Consider the following 17,047-nt stretch of genomic DNA (forward strand, 5'->3'; position numbering starts at 1 on the left):
CGCGGGTTGAGCGGCGCAGCCGCGATCACAAGCAATTGAGGCGAGAGTCATGAGAGCTCGCTCTCACTCCCGAGCCGATTGCGCTTGTTGAGCGGCGCCAGCCGCGATCACAAGCAATTGAACTCGCCGCCACAGCAGCACTAATTCAGGACATAGGCGCAGCGGCGCCGATTATGTGCTCGGCCGGCCGCAGGTCCTGATTAAGTGCGCCTCCGGTGGTGTGCCGGGGGGCTGGGGCAGTGGGTCGGCAGACTCGGCGCTGGGTCGGCGCGGCTCGGCCCTGGGTCGGCGTGCCTGGTCGGCGCATCGCCGCCACAGCAGCACAATTCAGGACACACGCGCAGCCGCGCCGATAATGTGCTCGGCCGGCCGCATGTCCTGAATAGGTGCGACTCTGGCGGCGTGCCGGCCGACTGGGCGATGGGTCGGCGCCTCCGGTGGTGTGCCGCGCCGACTGGGCGGTGGGCCGGTGCGACTGCGGCGCTGGTCGGGGCGACTGGGCGGTGTGCGGCGCGACTCGGCGGCGGCCCAGTGCAATGGGCCCTTGGCGCGCACGTCCGAATGGCCCGGCTCGGTCGCTCTAACGGCATGTAACGTCGAAACATGACCCTGTGGATCTGTGCGACCTGCGGCGTCGAGCACGCGGACACGTCCGAACCCGCCGCCGAGTGCGCCATCTGCAGCGACGATCGGCAGTGGGTGCCGCGAACCGGCCAGAAGTGGACGACGGCCGAGGAGCTGGTCGAGCGAGGCATCCGTGTCGACCTCCGCGAGCTCGAACCCGGCCTGGTCGCGGTGAGGAGCGACCCCGAGGTCGGCATCGGACAGCAGTCCATGCTGGTGGTCACACCGGCAGGGAACCTGTTCTTCGATCCGCTCGGCTACGTGGACGAGGACGCCGCTGCGCGCGTGCTCGCGTACGGGCCGGTCATCGCGATCGTCGCCAGCCACCCGCACATGTACGGGGCGCAGGTGTCGTGGTCGCGAGCACTCGGCGACGCCCCGGTCTACGTGAACGAAGCGGATGCCGAGTGGGTGCGGCGGCAGGATGCCTGCATCCGGCTCTTCCGCGGAACCGTCGAGCTTGCGCCCGGACTCGAGTTGCACACCCTCGGCGGGCACTTTCCTGGCAGCACCGCAGCGTTGTGGGAAGCCGGCGCCGACGGGAAGGGCGTGCTGCTCGCGGGCGACGCGATCTTCCCTAACCCGAACGGAACATCCGTCTCGTTCATGCGCAGCTACCCGAACCTGCTGCCGCTCTCGGCCGCGGTGGTCGAGCGGCTCGCGCCGAAGGCGCTCGGTCTGCGGTTCGACCGACTGTTCAACAACTTCGGCCGAAGCGTTCCGCAGGACGCGCATGCGGTGGTGCGGGCATCCGCTGACCGTTACATCGCCTGGGTACGCGGCGACCACGACGACCTCACGTAGCTCCGCACCTTCGCGGCCATGCTGTCGGTCGCGGTGAGGAATCAGACGACGCGGTACTCGAGGATCGTTAAGCCGGTGCCCACGGCGATGCGTCCGTGCGCTCGAGCTGCATGCGCCCGTAGTCGCCGTCGAAGAGACGGAAGCCTGCGTCAAGCAGTACGGCGTGACCATCATGCGCAGAGCGCGAGCGGACCGCGGACCGACGCGACCGGACTTCAGTAGGGTCGAACGCTATGGACCTGGTGTTCATTCACGGACCCGCCGCGTCCGGAAAACTGACAGTAGCGCGTGCGCTGGCGGCGAAGGTAGGTTACGGCGTCTTCCACAACCACCTTGTGGTGGATGCCTTGACGAGCGTGTTCCCGTTCGGCTCTGCACCGTTCGTAAGACTTCGCGAGCAATTCTGGCTCTCGACGTTCCGCGAGGCAGCGGCGGCCGGGACATCCCTGATCTTCACCTTCGCCCCCGAGCCGACCGTGCCGATCGGGTTCCCCGACCGCGTCGTGAGCGTCACCGAGGAGTCGGGCGGACACGTGCGGTTCGTCGAGCTGACGGTGGGCGAGTCGGAGCAAGAACGTCGGCTCGACAACGAGAGCAGGCATGAGTTCGCGAAGCTGACCGACATCGCAACGCTCCATCGGTTGCGCCGGGACGAAGCTCCGGGTGAGCGGCCACCGACAGACCTTCTCATCGACACAGAGAGCTCGGATCCCGCCGGGTCCGCCGAGCGCATCATCGACACGTTCGCTCTTGCGCGGGTCGAGCCGCACGAGCGGTACCCGGCCGGCTAACCAGCACGGCCGGCCCAGCTCAGCTTGCCGCGGCGTCGTGCGTGTCGACGGCCGGCTTCTGCGCAATCAGTTGGATCAGGTTGCCGCAGGTGTCATCGAACACCGCGACGACCGCGATGCCGATGTCGGCAGGTGGCTGCGTGAACGTGACGCCCGCCGCAGTGAGTCGCTCGTGTTCGGCGTAGACGTCGTCGACCGCGAACTGCGCGTAGGGGATGCCGTCCTCCATGAGCGCGTCGCGGAACGGCTGCACCGCCGGATGGCTCGACGGTTCGAGGAGCAGTTCCGGCCCGTCCGGCGTCTCAGGAGAGACGACCGTCAGCCAGTAGTCACCGCCGATCGGCTCCTTGTGTTTGAGTGTGAACCCGAGGATGTCGGTGTAGAACGCCTGCGCGGCCTCCTGGTCGTTGACGAACACACTCGTCATTGCGATTCTCATGGCTCGTTCCCTTCTGCGTGACAATCGCTGCGCGGATCAGTCCGGAGCGCCGGCGACCACCTCGAGCAGTCCCGCGCCGTACGTCTCGAGCTTCTTCGCACCGACGCCCGAGATCTGGGCGAGCTCGTCGAGCGTGCCCGGGCGGGCCGAGGCGATTCCGCGAAGCGTGGCATCACCGAAGACGATGTATGCCGGGACTCCCTGCGCCCTGGCCTGCTCAGCGCGCCAGGCCCGCAGCGCTTCGAAGAGCGGATGCGCGGCATCCGGCAGCGAGTCGACACTCGCCTTGGCAACACGCGACCGCTGCGTGCGCTCGGCCTGCTGCCGCAGCGGCACCTGCCGGGAGCCGTTCAACACCTCCGCGCTCGCCGGCGTTATCGCCAGCGTGCCGTAGCCGTCGTCGTTCACGGCGAGCAGGCCCTGCGCGAGGAGCTGCCGTACGACGCCTCGCCACTGCTGCTCGCTCAGGTCGGCGCCGATGCCCCACGTGCTGATGCCGTCGTGTCCGTACTGGTCGACCCGAGGAGTGCGCTTGCCGCGCAGGATGTCGATCAGATGCCCCGCCCCGAACCGCTGATTCCGTTCGCGCGCCAGCCGCACAACTGTGGAGAGCAGCTTCTGGGCGGCGACGGTTCCGTCCCAGGTCTGCGGCGGGTTGAGGCAGGTGTCGCAGTTGCCGCACGGCTCGGATGCTTGCCCGAAATACTGCAGCAGGTTCTGCCGCCTGCAGTGCACGGTCTCGCACAACGCGAGCATCGCGTCGAGGTGGGCGGACATCCGTCGCCTGTGCGCCAGGTCGCCGGCGGACTCCTCGATCATGCGGCGTTGCTGCACGACGTCTTGCAGGCCGTAGGCCAGCCATGCCACCGCTGGCTCGCCGTCGCGGCCGGCGCGGCCGGTCTCCTGGTAGTAGCCCTCGACCGATTTGGGCAGGTCGATGTGCGCGACGAACCTCACGTCGGGCTTGTCGATGCCCATGCCGAACGCGATCGTCGCCACGATCACGACGCCGTCCTCGCGCAGGAAGCGGGACTGTGCGCGGGTGCGTCGTGATGCGTCAAGACCAGCGTGGTACGGCATCGCGTCGATGCCGTTCTGCCGCAGGTGCTCGGCCGTCTGCTCGACGGTCTTGCGGCTCAGCGCGTACACGATGCCCGACGATGGGGTCTCGCCCTCGGCAGCATCGCCGCCGAACTCGTTCTTGATGAACGAGACGAGCTGGCGTCGCACCTCGTTCTTCTCCACGATGCGGTACTGGATGTTGGGCCGGTCGAAGCTGGCCACGAAGTGCTCGGCGCCCTGCAGCGCCAGCCGCTCGGTGATCTCGCGATGTGTCGCCTCGGTCGCGGTCGCCGTGAGCGCGATGCGCGGCACCTCGGGCCAGCGCCGCGCGAGTTCGGACAGACCCAGGTAGTCGGGGCGGAAGTCGTGACCCCACTGCGACACGCAGTGCGCCTCGTCGATCGCGAAGAGAGCGATCTTTCCCCGCGACAGCAGCTGCTTGGTCTGCTCTGATGACAGCCGCTCAGGCGCGACATACAGCAGGTCGAGCTCACCCCGCAGGTACGCGCGCTCGACGGATGCCCGCTGGCCGGCATCCTGAGTCGAATTGAGGAAGGCCGCGCGCACACCGACGGCGATCAGCGCGTCGACCTGGTCGTGCATGAGCGCGATGAGCGGCGAGACGATGATGCCTGTGCCTTCGCGCACGATCGACGGGATCTGGTAACAGAGGCTCTTGCCGCCGCCCGTGGGCATGAGCACCACGGCGTCGCCGCCGCCGATGAGCCGGTCGATGACCGCGCCCTGGTCGCCGCGGAATCCCTCATAGCCCCACACCGTGCGCAGCACCTCGAGCGGGTCGGCCCCCACCATGCGACGAACGGATGCCTTCTCGAGTTCGGCCTCGTACGTGTCGGGATCACTCGTGGCCGGGCCTGGGCCGGGACGCAGTGCTTCTGGACCGTAGTCGTCGTCGGGCGGAACGAGCTCGTCGGGGTCCCAGTCGGCCGAGTACGCCCCGGCGAGCTCCGCCGGCGCGGCGTCGAAGGAATCGGACGTACTCACCGCTCAACGATATGGGCGATTGAGCCGAGGCGTGGGAACTTGTTCACACGGCCGAGGCGATTGAGCCCGTGAGCCGCGCAGCCGCGATATGGGCGATTGAGCCGAGGCGTGGGAACTTGTTCACACGGCCGAGGCGATTGAGCCCGTGAGCCGCGGCAGCGGCGATATGGGCGATTGAGGTGAGGCGTGGGAACTTGTTCACACGGCCGAACCGATTGAGCCACGGAGCCGCGCAGCCGCGATCTGCGCACCTAGGCTGGAGGCATCCAAACGCAACGGGGAAGGTCATGACGGCACGTGGCATCCGCGCGGTCCGCGGAACTGCGGCTGCGAGCTTCGCCGTCTTCGTGGCTGCCCTGTTCCATGACGCGGCCGGTGGCGGCCTGCCGTCCACGCTGGCCGTGACGCTCTCGCTGGCCTTCTCGGTTCCGCTGTGCGTCGCTCTCGCGGGCCGGCACATGGCGCTGTGGCGACAGGCGGCATCGGTCGGCGTGAGCCAGCTCTTGCTGCACCTGCTGTTCGGGCTCGGGACGGATGCCTCAGGCACCGCCCTGACCGCTCCCGCCGGTCACGTGCACATGGGCTCCCACATCCAGCTGACGCCCGGCCACTCGATGCCGATGCACCACGACGCTCCCGTCATGTGGGCGGCACACGCTGCGGCCGCGATCGTCACGTTGATCGCGTTGCGTCACGGCGAGCGCACGCTCCATGCACTCGTGAACTTCACGGCACTGCTGGTCACCGCGATATCCAGGATCGGCGTCGTTCCTCTTCGCGCACCGGCACGGATGCCCGTGCAGACCCGCCCGCACACGCTCGCGACGCCGACCCGCGTGCTCGGGGCTCTGCGCCATCGTGGTCCCCCGCTGGTCTCTCTCGCGGCCTGACCCGCGCTGCATCTCTTCATGCATCGTGCCTGCGAGCGATTTCCGCCCCCGGCGGAACGGCATGCCACCGACGCTGAACTTGATTCCGCGCGCCTTCGACCGTTGTCAGTCACAGGCATCCGACGGCCTCGAGCAGACATATGCGCGAGGCGGCATATGAGAGAGACCATGAAGAAACGCATATTCATCGCCGCTGCAGCGGCCACCGCGGCAGTCGCCCTGGCGATCGCCGCACCCTTGAGCGCGAGCGCCCACGTTCGTGTCGACCCCGACCAGGCGTCGCCCGGCGGATACACGGTGCTCACGTTCCGCGTGCCGACCGAGTCGGCCACCGCTGGCACGGTGCGGCTGGAGGTCGACTTCCCGACGAACACTCCGTTCACGTCGGTCTCGTACCAGCCCTTGGCCGGCTGGTCTGCGACCGTCACCACGTCGAAGCTTCCCAAGCCGGTCAAGATCTCAGGCGCGACGGTCACGCAGGCACCGAGTCGGATCGTGTGGACGGCGGATCCTGGCGTGCAGATCGCTCCTGGGCAGTTCCAGCAGTTCACCATTTCGGCCGGGGCGGTTCCCGACACGGGCAAGCTGATGATGCCCGCCACGCAGACCTACTCGGACGGCAGCGTCGTGAAGTGGGACCAGCCGACGCCCGCTTCGGGTGAGGAGCCGGAGCATCCGGCTCCGACGCTGTACATCAACGATTCGCCGCCTTCTCAGGCCTCGCCGACGATCGTGACCAGCACGGCAGCACCCGCCGCCGGAACCTCCGCAACGGATGCCGTCGCCCTCGGCCTCGGCATCACCAGCCTCGTCGTGGCCGCAGTGGCGCTCGTGCTCGGGGTGCTCGGCCTCACTCGCGGGAGGCGGGTCGGCGCGGCCACCGTTGACGGGCATCCGGACGCCCGTGCAGCGGGAACTCGGGAGGACGGCGCGTGATGCGCAGCCTTCGCGCCGTGGTCGTGGTCGTCGCACTCGCGGCGGCCGCGGCCCTCGGCGCGCTCTCGGTCACGCCGGCGAGCGCCCATGACTACCTCGTCGACAGCTCCCCCAAGGCGGGTTCGACGCAGACGGCGCCGCTGAACAGCGTGCGCCTCACGTTCGACGACGTCGTGCTCGATCTGTCGAGGTCGGGTCCTGGGGCGTTGCTGCAGGTGACGGGGCCGAACGGGGCATCCACGCACTTCGAGACCGGATGCCCGACCGTCAACGACCGCAACGTCACGGTGCCCGTCTCGCTCGGGGCGCCGGGAAAGTACCAGGTCACCTGGCAGATCGTCTCGGCCGACGGACACGTGGTGTCGGACTCGATCCAGTTCGACTACGCACCGCCGGCGGGCACCCCTGCGGCGAAGGGAGCTGCCAGCAGCCCGTGCAAGGGGGCAGGCGCCTCCGCCGCCCCGACCGCGGGTGCCGGTACAGCGCAGGGCACCGTGAACTCGGGCGCGATCGTGATCGTCGTGGTGATCGCTGCGGTCATCGTGCTGCTGGCCATCGTGGCGGTCGTCGTCATCCTTCTCACCCGTCGCCGCACGTCCTGACCCGCCAGTCCGTACCGTCCGCGCTCACGCGGTGGGTCTCACCTGCAGAAGTGGTTCCATAGAGGCTGGTTTGGAACCATTTCTGCAGTCGAGTCGACGCGGCGTGGTCGACGCGATCCATAGGTGTGCTGTCGTCAGCGAGTGCGGAGGCTGACGCACCGCGTCGGATACTGGACGCATGCCCACCCACCTCATCACCGGCGCATCGTCCGGCATCGGCGCCGCGCTCGCGACCGCTCTGCACCAACGCGGCGTCGACCTCGTGCTGCTCGCGCGCAACGCCGAGCGTGCGGACCAGCTCATTGCGGCGTTCCCGGGAGCGACAGCGCTCATGGGCGACCTGGAGCATCCCGAGACGCTCGAGGCATCCATCGGCGCACGGATGCCCGCCCGCCTCGACTCGCTGTTGCACGTCGCCGGGGTGCTCGACCTCGGCTCGGTGGCGTCGTTGCCGGTCGAGGTGTGGCAGCGCACCCTCACCGTGAACGTTTCGGCACCGGCCGAGCTCACGCGACTCGCGCTGCCTGCGTTGCGCGCGGCATCCGGACGCGTGGTCTTCGTCAACTCGGGCGCCGGGCTGAACGCGTCGCCGGACTGGAGCGCGTATGCGGCGAGCAAGTTCGCGCTGCGTGCTCTCGCCGACGCCCTGCGTGCCGAGGAGCGGGCCGCCGGGGTTCGGGTGACGAGCGTCTATCCGGGACGCACGGCCACGCCCATGCAGCAGAAGGTGCACGAGCAGGAGGGCGCGGAGTACGACGAGACGCGGTGGATCCGGCCGGAATCCGTCGCGGCCGCCATTCTTGCCGCGCTCGACCTGCCGAGGGATGCCGACCTGACCGACATCCGCGTGCGCCCAGGAGAGTAGGCGAATCGCCGCCGATCCAGGCACCCGTGCGGAGCGGCAGGCCACCTGCGGACCGACCACCCGCGCGGACCGGCGGGCGACCCGCGCGGAGCATCCAGCCATCCGGCGCGGACCGGCAAGCGAGCGGGCGGCGTCAGAGCAGCGCGCGCATGACCGCGGTCTCGACAAGGTTCACGAGCAGGAACAACAGGGCCTGGCCGCCGAGCGCGACCCCGGCTCCCGCGAAGCCCTTCGGTGCTCCCCGCTTGAGGAGTGCGACGATGCCGACCGCGAGCGCGGCAACACCAAGGACGCCCACGACCGACATGCCGATTCCGCTGATCACCGAATACGCGACGTTGTAGGTGCGCACCACGATCAGAAGCGAGAACGTCTGGACCAGGCTCACCAGCACCACGGCGAGGCCGAGGATGAACGAGACGACGCCCAGCGTGTTCCGCGTTCGGCCCTCGTGCACTGGTGACGGTGTCGGTTGAGGCTGGGGCTGGTACGTCATGCACCGACACTGTCATGTCCGCGGCAGCGCGCAAAGCCTTGGGAGCGTTGACCGTCCGCTGCCCCGCGGTCCGCCGCCGCCGTGCACCGTCCGCCGCACGCGACTATAGTTGTTTCACAACAAGCAACTACTTTCGAGCGTGACGGAGAACCTCGCCGCGCTCCCTCTCGAACCGTTCCTGGAGTTCCGTGACAGCCGCCACCACACCGCCGCCATCGCCCGCACTCTTCAGCAAAGAGCATCCGCACTACAAGTGGGTCGCGCTCAGCAACACCACGCTTGGCATGCTCATGGCGACGATCAACTCGTCGATCGTGATCATCTCGCTGCCCGCGATCTTCAAGGGCATCGAGTTGAACCCGCTCGGTGCAGGCAACGTGAGCTATCTGCTCTGGATGCTCATGGGCTACATGCTCGTCACCGCCGTTCTCGTCGTGACGTTCGGGCGCCTTGGCGACATGTACGGACGCGTGCGCATCTACAACCTCGGCTTCGTGGTCTTCACCATCGGCTCGATCGCGCTGGCGTTCGACCCGTTCACGAGCGGTGCCGGTGCCATGTGGCTCATCCTGTGGCGGTTCGTGCAGGGCATCGGCGGCGCCATGCTGTTCGCGAACTCGACCGCGATTCTGACGGATGCCTTCCCCGCACATCGACGCGGCATGGCGCTCGGCATCAACCAGGTCGCGGCGATCGCAGGAAGCTTCATCGGGTTGATCGTCGGCGGCCTGCTCGCGGTCGTCGACTGGCGTGCCGTGTTCTTCGTGAGCGTTCCGATCGGCGTCATCGGCACGATCTGGTCGTACATCTCGCTCAAGGAGGTGGGCACCAAGAACCCAGGCAAGCTGGACTGGCCGGGCAACATCACGTTCGCCGTCGGTCTCGCGACGCTGCTCACGGCGATCACGTACGGCATCCAGCCCTATGGCGGCAGCTCGACGGGCTGGGGCAACCCGTGGGTCATCGGCGGCATCGTCGGGGGCATCGTGCTGCTCGGCGTGTTCACCTTCATCGAACTGCGCTCGGCGGCCCCGATGTTCAACATGCGGCTGTTCCGCATCAGAGCCTTCGCGATGGCGAACCTCGCCGGACTGCTGGCGTCAGTGGGCCGAGGCGGCCTGCAGTTCATGCTGATCATCTGGCTGCAGGGCATCTGGCTCCCGCTGCACGGCTTCAACTACGAGGACACCCCGCTGTGGGCCGGCATCTACATGCTGCCGATCACGATCGGCTTCCTCATCGCCGGGCCCCTCTCCGGTGTGCTCTCCGACCGCTTCGGAGCCCGGCTGTTCGCGACGCTCGGCCTCTTCATCGTGGCCGTCACCTTCGTGCTGCTGCTGATCATCCCCGTCGACTTCGAGTACTGGCAGTTCGCCATCATCACAGGCCTGTCCGGTATCGGCTCCGGCATGTTCGGTGCGCCGAACCGTACGGCGATCATGAACAGCGTTCCGGCCAATCAACGCGGCGCCGCCTCCGGCATGGCAGGCACCGTGCAGAACGCCGGGACCTCGCTCTCGATCGGCCTCTTCTTCTCGCTGCTCATCTCGGGTCTGGCCGCGTCCCTTCCGTCCTCGCTGTACAACGGACTCACGGCACACGGCGTTCCGGCGGCAGCGGCGCAGAAGATCGCGGAGCTCCCACCGGTGGGCAGCGTATTCGCCGCGTTCCTCGGCTACAACCCGATCCAGAGCCTGCTCGCGCCGACGGGCCTGCTCCACCAGTTGCCGGCATCCGATGTTGCGAAGCTGACCGGCAAGGAGTTCTTCCCGCAGCTCATCCAGAACCCTTTCCACGACGGGCTCGTCGTCGTGTTCGTCGCCGCCGCGATCATGTCGCTCATCGGTGCCGTGGCATCCTTCAGCCGGGGCAAGAAGTACGTGCATGTCGACACGACGCCCACTCGCCTTCCCGAGACCCGCAGCGAGGTGCGCACGTCGGCCGACCGTGCGACGGCGGGGAGCGGGGCCGCGGATGCAACGCGGAACCGCACGGGAGCGGCAGGCGCCTAGCGCCGCTTAGGATCGACGGATGCCCACCCCACCCGAGAAGGCCGGCCAGGTGGCGAGCGGCGAGCGTAACGACGCTACGCACGAGCGCGCGGAGATCGCCGCGCGCCTGGCGGTGGTGATCGGGCGCATCAACCGGCGCATCCGCCCTGTGGGCTCGCATCTGACGCAGGCGCAGCTCTCCGCCCTGTCGAGCATCGCGCGCAAAGGGCCGCTGCGCCCTGGTGATCTCGCCCGCATCGAATCGATCGGGGCCCCTGGTGTTACCCGGCTGGTGGCCGAGCTCGAGGCTCGCGGTCTCGTGGAGCGCCAACCGGATCCGGACGACGGGCGGTCCTCTCTCGTGAGCGCGACGGATGCCGGTGCCTCAGCAGTGCTGCGCGCGCGAGCGGAGCGCGCTGAGCGGATCGGCGAGCTGATGTCCGAACTCGACGACGACGAGTTCGCGGCGCTCACCGGCATTCTCGACATTCTCGAGAAGGTGGCGGCGGCACCCGCAGCGACGAACCCGACCCGCGACTGAACAGGGCCGGACGTCCGAGGGCACGGCCACCGCAGCCGCCGTCGTCTCAGGCCGCAGCCGCGCCCAGGTGAGCACCGCCGTCGGTCTCGATGATCGTGCCCGTCACGTTCCGGTTCGTCGCAGCGAAGACCACGGCCTCAGCCACCTCGTCCGCCGAAGCGACATGCCGCACAGGCAGGGTGGCAGCGGTCTGTGCGAAGAACTGCTCGCGCGCCTCGGCCGGGAAGAAGTCCCACCAGGGCGTGTCGACGCCGCCCGGACTCACTGCGTTCACCCTCACCGGCGCCAATTCGCTCGCGAGCGGACGCACGAGCCCCTCGACGGCGGCGTTCAGCGAGCCGATTCCGGCCGTTTCCTTCATGCCCATGCGCCCGGTGATGGCGCCGATCAGCGTGATCGAGGCATCCACCGCCAAGTGCGGCAGCGCCGCCTGCAGGCTGTTGACCGTGGGCCAGAACTTCGCTTCGAACGCTCCTCGAAGGTCGCCGAGCTCGAGAGCGCCGAACGCCCCGAGGCCTGCGCTGCTCGCCACGGTGACGACCAAGCGGTCGACGCTTCCGAGGTCGGCGAACAGTGCGTCGAGTGCGGTCCGGTCGCTCGCGTCGATGACATGTCCGATGAACTCCGGATGCTCCTGCGTGACCGCCTGCACCTTCTCTGCTCTGCGCCCTGCCACGTGCACGGAGTCGCCGACCGCTGCAAGACGAATGGCCGTCGCCAGGCCGATGCCCGAGGTTCCGCCGATGATCAATGACGTGTGAGTCATGCTCTTCTCCTATTTCGAACCGTTACGTCTCGTATTAGAGATTAGCATGGCAGGGTGAAGGGCGTGCAAGCATCCGATCGGCCAGCGAAAGCGGGGCGGAAGCGCAGCGAGGAGAGCCGGCAAGCGATTCTCGAGGCGGCGTTCTCACTCTTCGTCGAGTCTGGGCTGCGGGCGCTGACGATCGAGGGAATAGCGGCAGAGGCGGGAGTGGGGAAGCAGACCATCTACCGCTGGTGGCCTTCCAAGGCCGACGTGCTCATGGAGGCCCTCACGGTCAAGGCCGAGCTGCTGGTCTCCACCGACGATCACGGCAGCTACCGCGACGATCTGCGCTCGTTCCTCACCCAGTCCTTCGAGATCGGCCGAATCGATGGCGTGCGCGAGCTGCTGGCGGCCCTGATGGGACAGGCGCAGGTCGACCCCGAGTTCGGCGCCACATTCCGGGAGCGCTTCCTCAAACGGCGACGCCTTGCACTCGGCGTCATCCTCGAGCGAGCGGTGGACAGGGGCGACTTTCCTGACGGGCTGCGCCCAGAAACCGTCGCCGACGTCGTCTTCGGTGTCATCTGGTACCGCGTGCTCGCGAGCGGGGGCATGCCGGATGATCGACTCGTTGACGAATTGACGACGATGCTCTCGTAGGCGCAACCGCCGTTAAAGCGCGTTGCGAAACGGCATCGTGGTTCTGGCCGGGGATGTCCCCGCGCAAGGAGCTCAGCCGATCGCCGCGCTGATCGAGGCGACGGTCTCTTCGAGAGTTCCGTTGCCATCGATCCAGATGGCGCTTGGGCGGCTCGTGCGCAGGCCGGCCAAAGACTGGACCAGGCGCAGGGCATCCGTCGGGCCGACCAACCGGCTGTTGACGCCATGCTCAGGGCGCGAAGGCGATTGGGCACGCCGGTCCAGCCTGTGCGCTAGCCGTTCTGGGTCGACGTCGAGGACGAACTCATGGAACGACGCCGAACCGCGCTCGGCCGCGTCCTGGAGTGCCTCGATGAAGGCGGTGCGGGCGAGATACTGCCCCACGAATACGTCGTGCCCCGAACGAAGCTGCTCGTCGACCAGGGCCAGCGCCAGCCGGCGAGCATGGAGCCCTGACCCGTTCGGGTCCTCCTCCCAGCCACCGATCGAGTGTTTGAGCTGATCGACGTCGAGAGCAAGGGCCATCCGTCGGTGCGTGGCCAGGGCGTGCGCCACCGTTGACTTTCCCGACCCAGGGGCGCCATTGATCAACACGACACGAGCCACAATCGTCCACCCTATGGTTCCCGTGCCAGACATCCTCGGCGCGAAACCGTCACCCGGGCTCGCCGACGGACCCGGGTGGCGGTTCGGCGATGACGCTTAGGGCGTCTCGTCTTCGTTCAATTCCTCGTTGCGGCCGAAGTCGTCGCTGCGCGGCTCGCCGAAGGCCCGCTCGAACAAGCTCTCGTTCCCTGTGCGCGAGTCGACGCGATCGGGCTCGTCCGCGTCGCCCTCGAGATCGTCGAGGATGCCGTTCGTCTGGTCGAAGGGATGCGCGACGTCTTGCGCCAGCACGCCAAGATCGCCCTGCGAGTCCGATCCGCGCTCGAAACGTTCGTCGCCGGCCTCTTCGTCGGCCGCCTGCGTACTGCCCGCCAAGCCTTCCGACGTGCCGGTGGCGCCTGACGAGCCCCGTGCACCAGCTGCACCCGCATAGGAGGGAGGGCCAGGGGGTGTCGACGGCGGAACGGGAGTGGTCGGCTCGGATGGATCGGGGAACGTCGGCTCGGAGGGCGTCGGCACTGACGGCTCGTCGGGGCTTGGGGTTGTCGGCTCCGACGGAGTCGGGAAGGTCGGCTCAGAGGGCGTCGGCGTAGGGGACGGCTCTCCAGGGCCGCCCGGCTGGTTCGGCTGATCGGGAACGATGTCGGGCTCGGTAGGACCACCTGGGCCGGTCGGCGCCCCTGGCGGGACTGGTCCACCAGGCTGCACCGGGTCCTGAGTGTCGCCGCTCGAGCCAATGGGATTCGATGTGTCGCTCATGGTGACACGGTCCTGCCCCGACGCGCCGGCCTCTAGGGGTTGACGCCGTGCCGGTCGCCGATGGGACACGCACGCACACAATGCACACAACGCGCCGAAACGATCACAACGACGGCTAAGGAGCACAAACGAGACGCGTCCTGCTGTCGGTCGCACGATAGGGCATCGCCACAAAGACAGAGAGGTCTCGGCCGATGAGCAATACCCTTCACCCCAGCGACGCGGAGAACGCGGCGCGCATCGAGGTCGTCGGGCTGACGAAACGGTTTCTCACTCCCAAGGGAGTGCCGTTCACCGCCATCCGCGATGTGACCCTGACGGTCGAGCCCGGCCAGTTCTGCGCCATCGTCGGACCGACCGGATGCGGCAAGTCCACGACGCTCGCGCAGGTCTCCGGGCTCGAGCATCCCAGCGCCGGCTCCGTACGCGTCGGCGGCCAGACCGTCGACGGCGTCACGAGCGGCGTCAGCTACATGTTCCAGTCCGACTCGCTCTTCCCCTGGAAGACCGTGCTGAACAACGTGCTCGTCGGGCCGACGCTCACGGGCACGCCGAAGCGCGAAGCCACCGAGCTCGCCATGGACTGGCTGCGCCGGGTCGGCCTTGCCGGTTTCGAGGACCGCTACCCGCACCAGCTCTCCGGCGGCATGCGCAAGCGCGTCGCCATGGCTGCAGCGCTCATCAACAACCCGCGCATCCTGCTCATGGACGAGCCGTTCGGAGCGCTGGACGTGCAGACCAAAGCCATCATGCAGACGGAGCTGCTGCAGCTGTGGGAGCAGTTGCGGCCATCCGTGCTCTTCATCACGCACGACCTCGACGAGGCCGTCGCGCTGGCCGACAAGGTCGTCATCATGACGAGCAGCCCAGGCACCGTGAAAGACGTGTTCGACGTCGACCTGCCGCGTCCACGCGGCGACGTGCAGGAGATCAGACACGAGGAGCGCTTTCTCGAGATCCAGAGACGCATCTGGGAGTCCCTCAAAGAAGAGGTCACGAGAGCGTACGAGCAGACGACGGGAATCGCGGCATGACCATGGCAACGGCAAAGATCAGCGGCGCGTACGTCGTTCCGTCGGAAGAGACCGACGTTCAGTCCACGGCACGCCGCGCTCGCGCCAGGCACACCACCTGGGTCTGGGTCGGCAGGGCGCTCGTCGTCGTGTTCGTCATCGGCGGATGGCAGTTGTGCACGTCGCTGGGATGGGTGGACAAGTTTTTCTATGGCCAGCCCTCCGGAATCTGGAACAGCCTCGTCAAGCTCTTCACGCAGGGCACTGCCTTCGGCTCGATCTGGGAAAACCTCTGGATCACGGTGCAGGAGGCGTTCCTCGGGTTCCTGCTCGGCACGGCAGCCGGCATCCTGTTCGGCATCGTGCTCGGGTCCAACCGCTACCTCGCCTCGGTGCTCGGCCCGTACATCAAGATCGTCAACTCGATTCCACGTATCCTGCTCGGCGCGATCTTCGTCGTGGCGTTCGGCCTCGGGATGTTCCCGAAGGTGCTGCTGGCCGCGGTGCTGGTGTTCTTCGTGGTGTTCTTCAACGCGTTCCAAGGTGTTCGCGAGGTCGACCCCAACCTGGTGGCCAACGTGAGAGTGCTGGGAGCGTCGCCCCTTCAGGTGGCCAGGCACGTCACGATCCCATCGGCCATGACCTGGATCATCGCCAGCCTGCACACCGCGTTCGGCTTCGCCATCATCGGCGCCCTCGTCGCTGAGGTGCTCGGAGCACAGAAGGGCATCGGCCTGATCATCACCCAGGCCTCGGGCAACTTCGATCCGGACACCGTGTTCGCCTGCATGGTCATCATGGCCGTCGTGACTCTGGTGGCCGAGTACCTCATCACCCTTCTGGAGCGCGTGCTCCTGCGCTGGCGGCCACCCAACCGCTCAGAGGCCCAGGCGATCTAATCCACGCGACCTAGTCCCCTGCATCATCACGCCGAGTCCTCGGCGACCACGAAAGGAAAGCAGTCACATGAACAAGCGCGCAATCTGCGCAGTGGCGGCCGCCGGAGCACTGTTGCTCGGGCTCACCGCCTGCAGCAGCGGAGGCTCAGGCAGCGGCAACACAGCGGCCGCTGCGGGAAGCAGCAAGTCGGTCCCGACCGTCAAGCTCATGGTGGGCGGCATCGACAAGCAGATCTACCTCCCCTACCAGCTCGCCCAGAACCTCGGGTTCTACAAGAAGTACGGCGTGAACGTCGAGCTCTCCACCGAGCAGAACGGCGGCGTCGGCGCGGAGGATGCCATGGCATCCGGCCAGGTCGACCTTGCGGGCGCCTGGTACATCCACACGGTCGACTTCCAGTCGAAGGGCAAGGACGTCATCAACCTCGTGCAGCTCTCCGGAGCACCTGGCGAGCGCGTCATGTGCGGCACCGACAGCGGAGTGCACTCCGCCGCCGACTTCAAGGGCAAGACGATCGGCGTCACCGACCTCGGATCAGGCACCGACGAGCTCGCTCAGTTCCTGGCATCCAAAGCCGGACTCTCGAAGACCGACTACCACACGCTTGCGGTCGGTGCGGGGTCCACGGCCATCGCGGCCATCCAGCGCAAGTCGGCCGACTGCGTCGTGACGACTCAGCCGACCGTCGGTGCGCTCACCTCGAAGAAGCTCGCTTACACCGCGGTCGATCTCGCCAGCACGAGCGGCGCGAAGAAGGCCCTAGGCGGCGCATGGCCGGCAGCAGGGCTGCTCGCACGGGCCGACTGGGCGAAGTCGCACCCGGATGCCGCGCAGAAGGTGGTCGACGCACTGGTCGCCACGATGCACTGGATCAACACCCACTCCGCTGCCGACATCGCCAACAAGCTGCCCAGCCAATTCGTGCAGAACGACACGATCAGCAAGCAGCAGTACATCGCCGGCCTCACCACCGATAAGGGACAGTTCCTGCCTGACGGCATCATGCCGGCCGGAGGTCCGAAGGTGATCTTCAGCATGGAGAAGACGCTCGGCGTCGACACCTCGAAGATCTCCTACTCCGCGACCTTCACCAACAAGTACGCCGAAGCGGCGAACAAGCTGGAGGGCACCAAGATCACGACGACGCCCGCCGGCGCCGCCGGCTGACCCCGGCAACCGGACGGGCCCGCGCAGAACGCCTGCGCGGGCCCGCTCCGTCGTTGCCCGCCGGCAGCCGACCGCTTGGAGCCAGGCACCGAACGGACGACGGCCCGACCCGCCTACAATCGGGTCACGCAACCCGAAGAAGGATCGC

At 67.6% G+C, this 17,047-nt stretch carries 18 protein-coding genes; 12 read left to right on the top strand and 6 right to left on the bottom strand.

Annotation, left to right across the window (positions count from 1 at the left end):
- The first annotated feature begins 603 nt into the window (after positions 1-603).
- Positions 604-1,428, top strand: a complete 825-nt coding sequence (locus ACO2Q7_RS08840; protein WP_423355237.1) for an MBL fold metallo-hydrolase — start codon at positions 604-606, stop codon at positions 1,426-1,428.
- 233 nt (positions 1,429-1,661) lie between these two features.
- Positions 1,662-2,219, top strand: a complete 558-nt coding sequence (locus ACO2Q7_RS08845; RefSeq protein WP_423355238.1) for an AAA family ATPase — start codon at positions 1,662-1,664, stop codon at positions 2,217-2,219.
- A gap of 19 nt (positions 2,220-2,238) precedes the next feature.
- Here the strand turns inward: ACO2Q7_RS08845 and ACO2Q7_RS08850 are convergent, their stop codons facing one another.
- Both ACO2Q7_RS08850 and recQ read right to left on the bottom strand, forming a co-directional pair.
- Positions 2,239-2,658 carry a VOC family protein gene (locus ACO2Q7_RS08850; RefSeq protein ID WP_423355239.1) on the bottom strand — a complete coding sequence of 140 codons (420 nt, stop codon included), beginning with the start codon at positions 2,656-2,658 and terminating at the stop codon, positions 2,239-2,241.
- 36 nt (positions 2,659-2,694) lie between these two features.
- Positions 2,695-4,533: a DNA helicase RecQ gene (recQ, locus tag ACO2Q7_RS08855; protein WP_423355994.1), complete on the bottom strand. Its 1,839-nt coding sequence runs from the start codon at positions 4,531-4,533 to the stop codon at positions 2,695-2,697.
- A gap of 479 nt (positions 4,534-5,012) precedes the next feature.
- On the opposite strand from recQ, the gene ACO2Q7_RS08860 reads away from it, so the two are divergent.
- The 4 genes from ACO2Q7_RS08860 (at position 5,013) to ACO2Q7_RS08875 (ending at position 8,018) form a co-directional block, all read left to right on the top strand.
- A complete protein-coding gene (locus ACO2Q7_RS08860) occupies positions 5,013-5,615 on the top strand; it encodes a hypothetical protein (RefSeq protein ID WP_423355240.1) in 603 nt (200 codons plus the stop codon).
- A 168-nt stretch (positions 5,616-5,783) separates the two neighbouring features.
- The gene (locus ACO2Q7_RS08865) at positions 5,784-6,551 is read left to right on the top strand and encodes a YcnI family protein (RefSeq protein ID WP_423355241.1); all 768 of its coding nucleotides are present in this window, start codon (positions 5,784-5,786) and stop codon (positions 6,549-6,551) included.
- Positions 6,551-7,153: a copper resistance CopC family protein gene (locus tag ACO2Q7_RS08870; protein ID WP_423355242.1), complete on the top strand. Its 603-nt coding sequence runs from the start codon at positions 6,551-6,553 to the stop codon at positions 7,151-7,153. The genes ACO2Q7_RS08865 and ACO2Q7_RS08870 overlap by 1 nt, the downstream gene beginning before the upstream one ends.
- 178 nt (positions 7,154-7,331) lie before the next feature.
- Positions 7,332-8,018 carry an SDR family oxidoreductase gene (locus tag ACO2Q7_RS08875; protein ID WP_423355243.1) on the top strand — a complete coding sequence of 229 codons (687 nt, stop codon included), beginning with the start codon at positions 7,332-7,334 and terminating at the stop codon, positions 8,016-8,018.
- A 133-nt stretch (positions 8,019-8,151) separates the two neighbouring features.
- On the opposite strand, the gene ACO2Q7_RS08880 is transcribed toward ACO2Q7_RS08875, so the two are convergent.
- Positions 8,152-8,514, bottom strand: coding sequence for a hypothetical protein (locus ACO2Q7_RS08880; protein ID WP_423355244.1), 363 nt, complete (start codon positions 8,512-8,514; stop codon positions 8,152-8,154).
- A gap of 188 nt (positions 8,515-8,702) precedes the next feature.
- Here ACO2Q7_RS08880 and ACO2Q7_RS08885 point away from each other — a divergent pair, with 188 nt between their 5' ends.
- A complete protein-coding gene (locus ACO2Q7_RS08885; protein ID WP_423355245.1) occupies positions 8,703-10,526 on the top strand; it encodes an MFS transporter in 1,824 nt (607 codons plus the stop codon).
- A gap of 19 nt (positions 10,527-10,545) precedes the next feature.
- Positions 10,546-11,046, top strand: a complete 501-nt coding sequence (locus ACO2Q7_RS08890) for a MarR family winged helix-turn-helix transcriptional regulator (protein ID WP_423355246.1) — start codon at positions 10,546-10,548, stop codon at positions 11,044-11,046.
- Between the two features lie 46 nt (positions 11,047-11,092).
- Here ACO2Q7_RS08890 and ACO2Q7_RS08895 read toward each other — a convergent pair whose 3' ends face one another.
- The gene (locus tag ACO2Q7_RS08895; protein ID WP_423355247.1) at positions 11,093-11,812 is read right to left on the bottom strand and encodes an SDR family oxidoreductase; all 720 of its coding nucleotides are present in this window, start codon (positions 11,810-11,812) and stop codon (positions 11,093-11,095) included.
- A gap of 54 nt (positions 11,813-11,866) precedes the next feature.
- Between ACO2Q7_RS08895 and ACO2Q7_RS08900 the strand changes: the two genes are divergently transcribed.
- Positions 11,867-12,454 carry a TetR/AcrR family transcriptional regulator gene (locus ACO2Q7_RS08900; RefSeq protein WP_423355248.1) on the top strand — a complete coding sequence of 196 codons (588 nt, stop codon included), beginning with the start codon at positions 11,867-11,869 and terminating at the stop codon, positions 12,452-12,454.
- A 72-nt stretch (positions 12,455-12,526) separates the two neighbouring features.
- On the opposite strand, the gene ACO2Q7_RS08905 is transcribed toward ACO2Q7_RS08900, so the two are convergent.
- The gene (locus ACO2Q7_RS08905; protein WP_423355249.1) at positions 12,527-13,060 is read right to left on the bottom strand and encodes an AAA family ATPase; all 534 of its coding nucleotides are present in this window, start codon (positions 13,058-13,060) and stop codon (positions 12,527-12,529) included.
- A gap of 96 nt (positions 13,061-13,156) precedes the next feature.
- On the bottom strand, positions 13,157-13,819 hold the full coding sequence (locus ACO2Q7_RS08910) for a hypothetical protein (RefSeq protein WP_423355250.1): 663 nt from the start codon (positions 13,817-13,819) through the stop codon (positions 13,157-13,159).
- 194 nt (positions 13,820-14,013) lie between these two features.
- Between ACO2Q7_RS08910 and ACO2Q7_RS08915 the strand changes: the two genes are divergently transcribed.
- From ACO2Q7_RS08915 to ACO2Q7_RS08925, 3 genes are all read left to right on the top strand, one after another.
- Positions 14,014-14,853: an ABC transporter ATP-binding protein gene (locus ACO2Q7_RS08915; RefSeq protein ID WP_423355251.1), complete on the top strand. Its 840-nt coding sequence runs from the start codon at positions 14,014-14,016 to the stop codon at positions 14,851-14,853.
- Positions 14,850-15,731, top strand: coding sequence for an ABC transporter permease (locus tag ACO2Q7_RS08920; RefSeq protein ID WP_423355252.1), 882 nt, complete (start codon positions 14,850-14,852; stop codon positions 15,729-15,731). Before ACO2Q7_RS08915 ends, ACO2Q7_RS08920 begins: the two co-directional genes overlap by 4 nt.
- A 67-nt stretch (positions 15,732-15,798) precedes the next feature.
- Positions 15,799-16,899 carry an ABC transporter substrate-binding protein gene (locus ACO2Q7_RS08925; RefSeq protein ID WP_423355253.1) on the top strand — a complete coding sequence of 367 codons (1,101 nt, stop codon included), beginning with the start codon at positions 15,799-15,801 and terminating at the stop codon, positions 16,897-16,899.
- The last annotated feature ends 148 nt before the right edge of the window (positions 16,900-17,047 follow it).

The sequence above is a fragment of the Rathayibacter sp. KR2-224 genome, assembly GCF_049446075.1.
Classification (GTDB): Bacteria; Actinomycetota; Actinomycetes; order Actinomycetales; family Microbacteriaceae; genus Humibacter.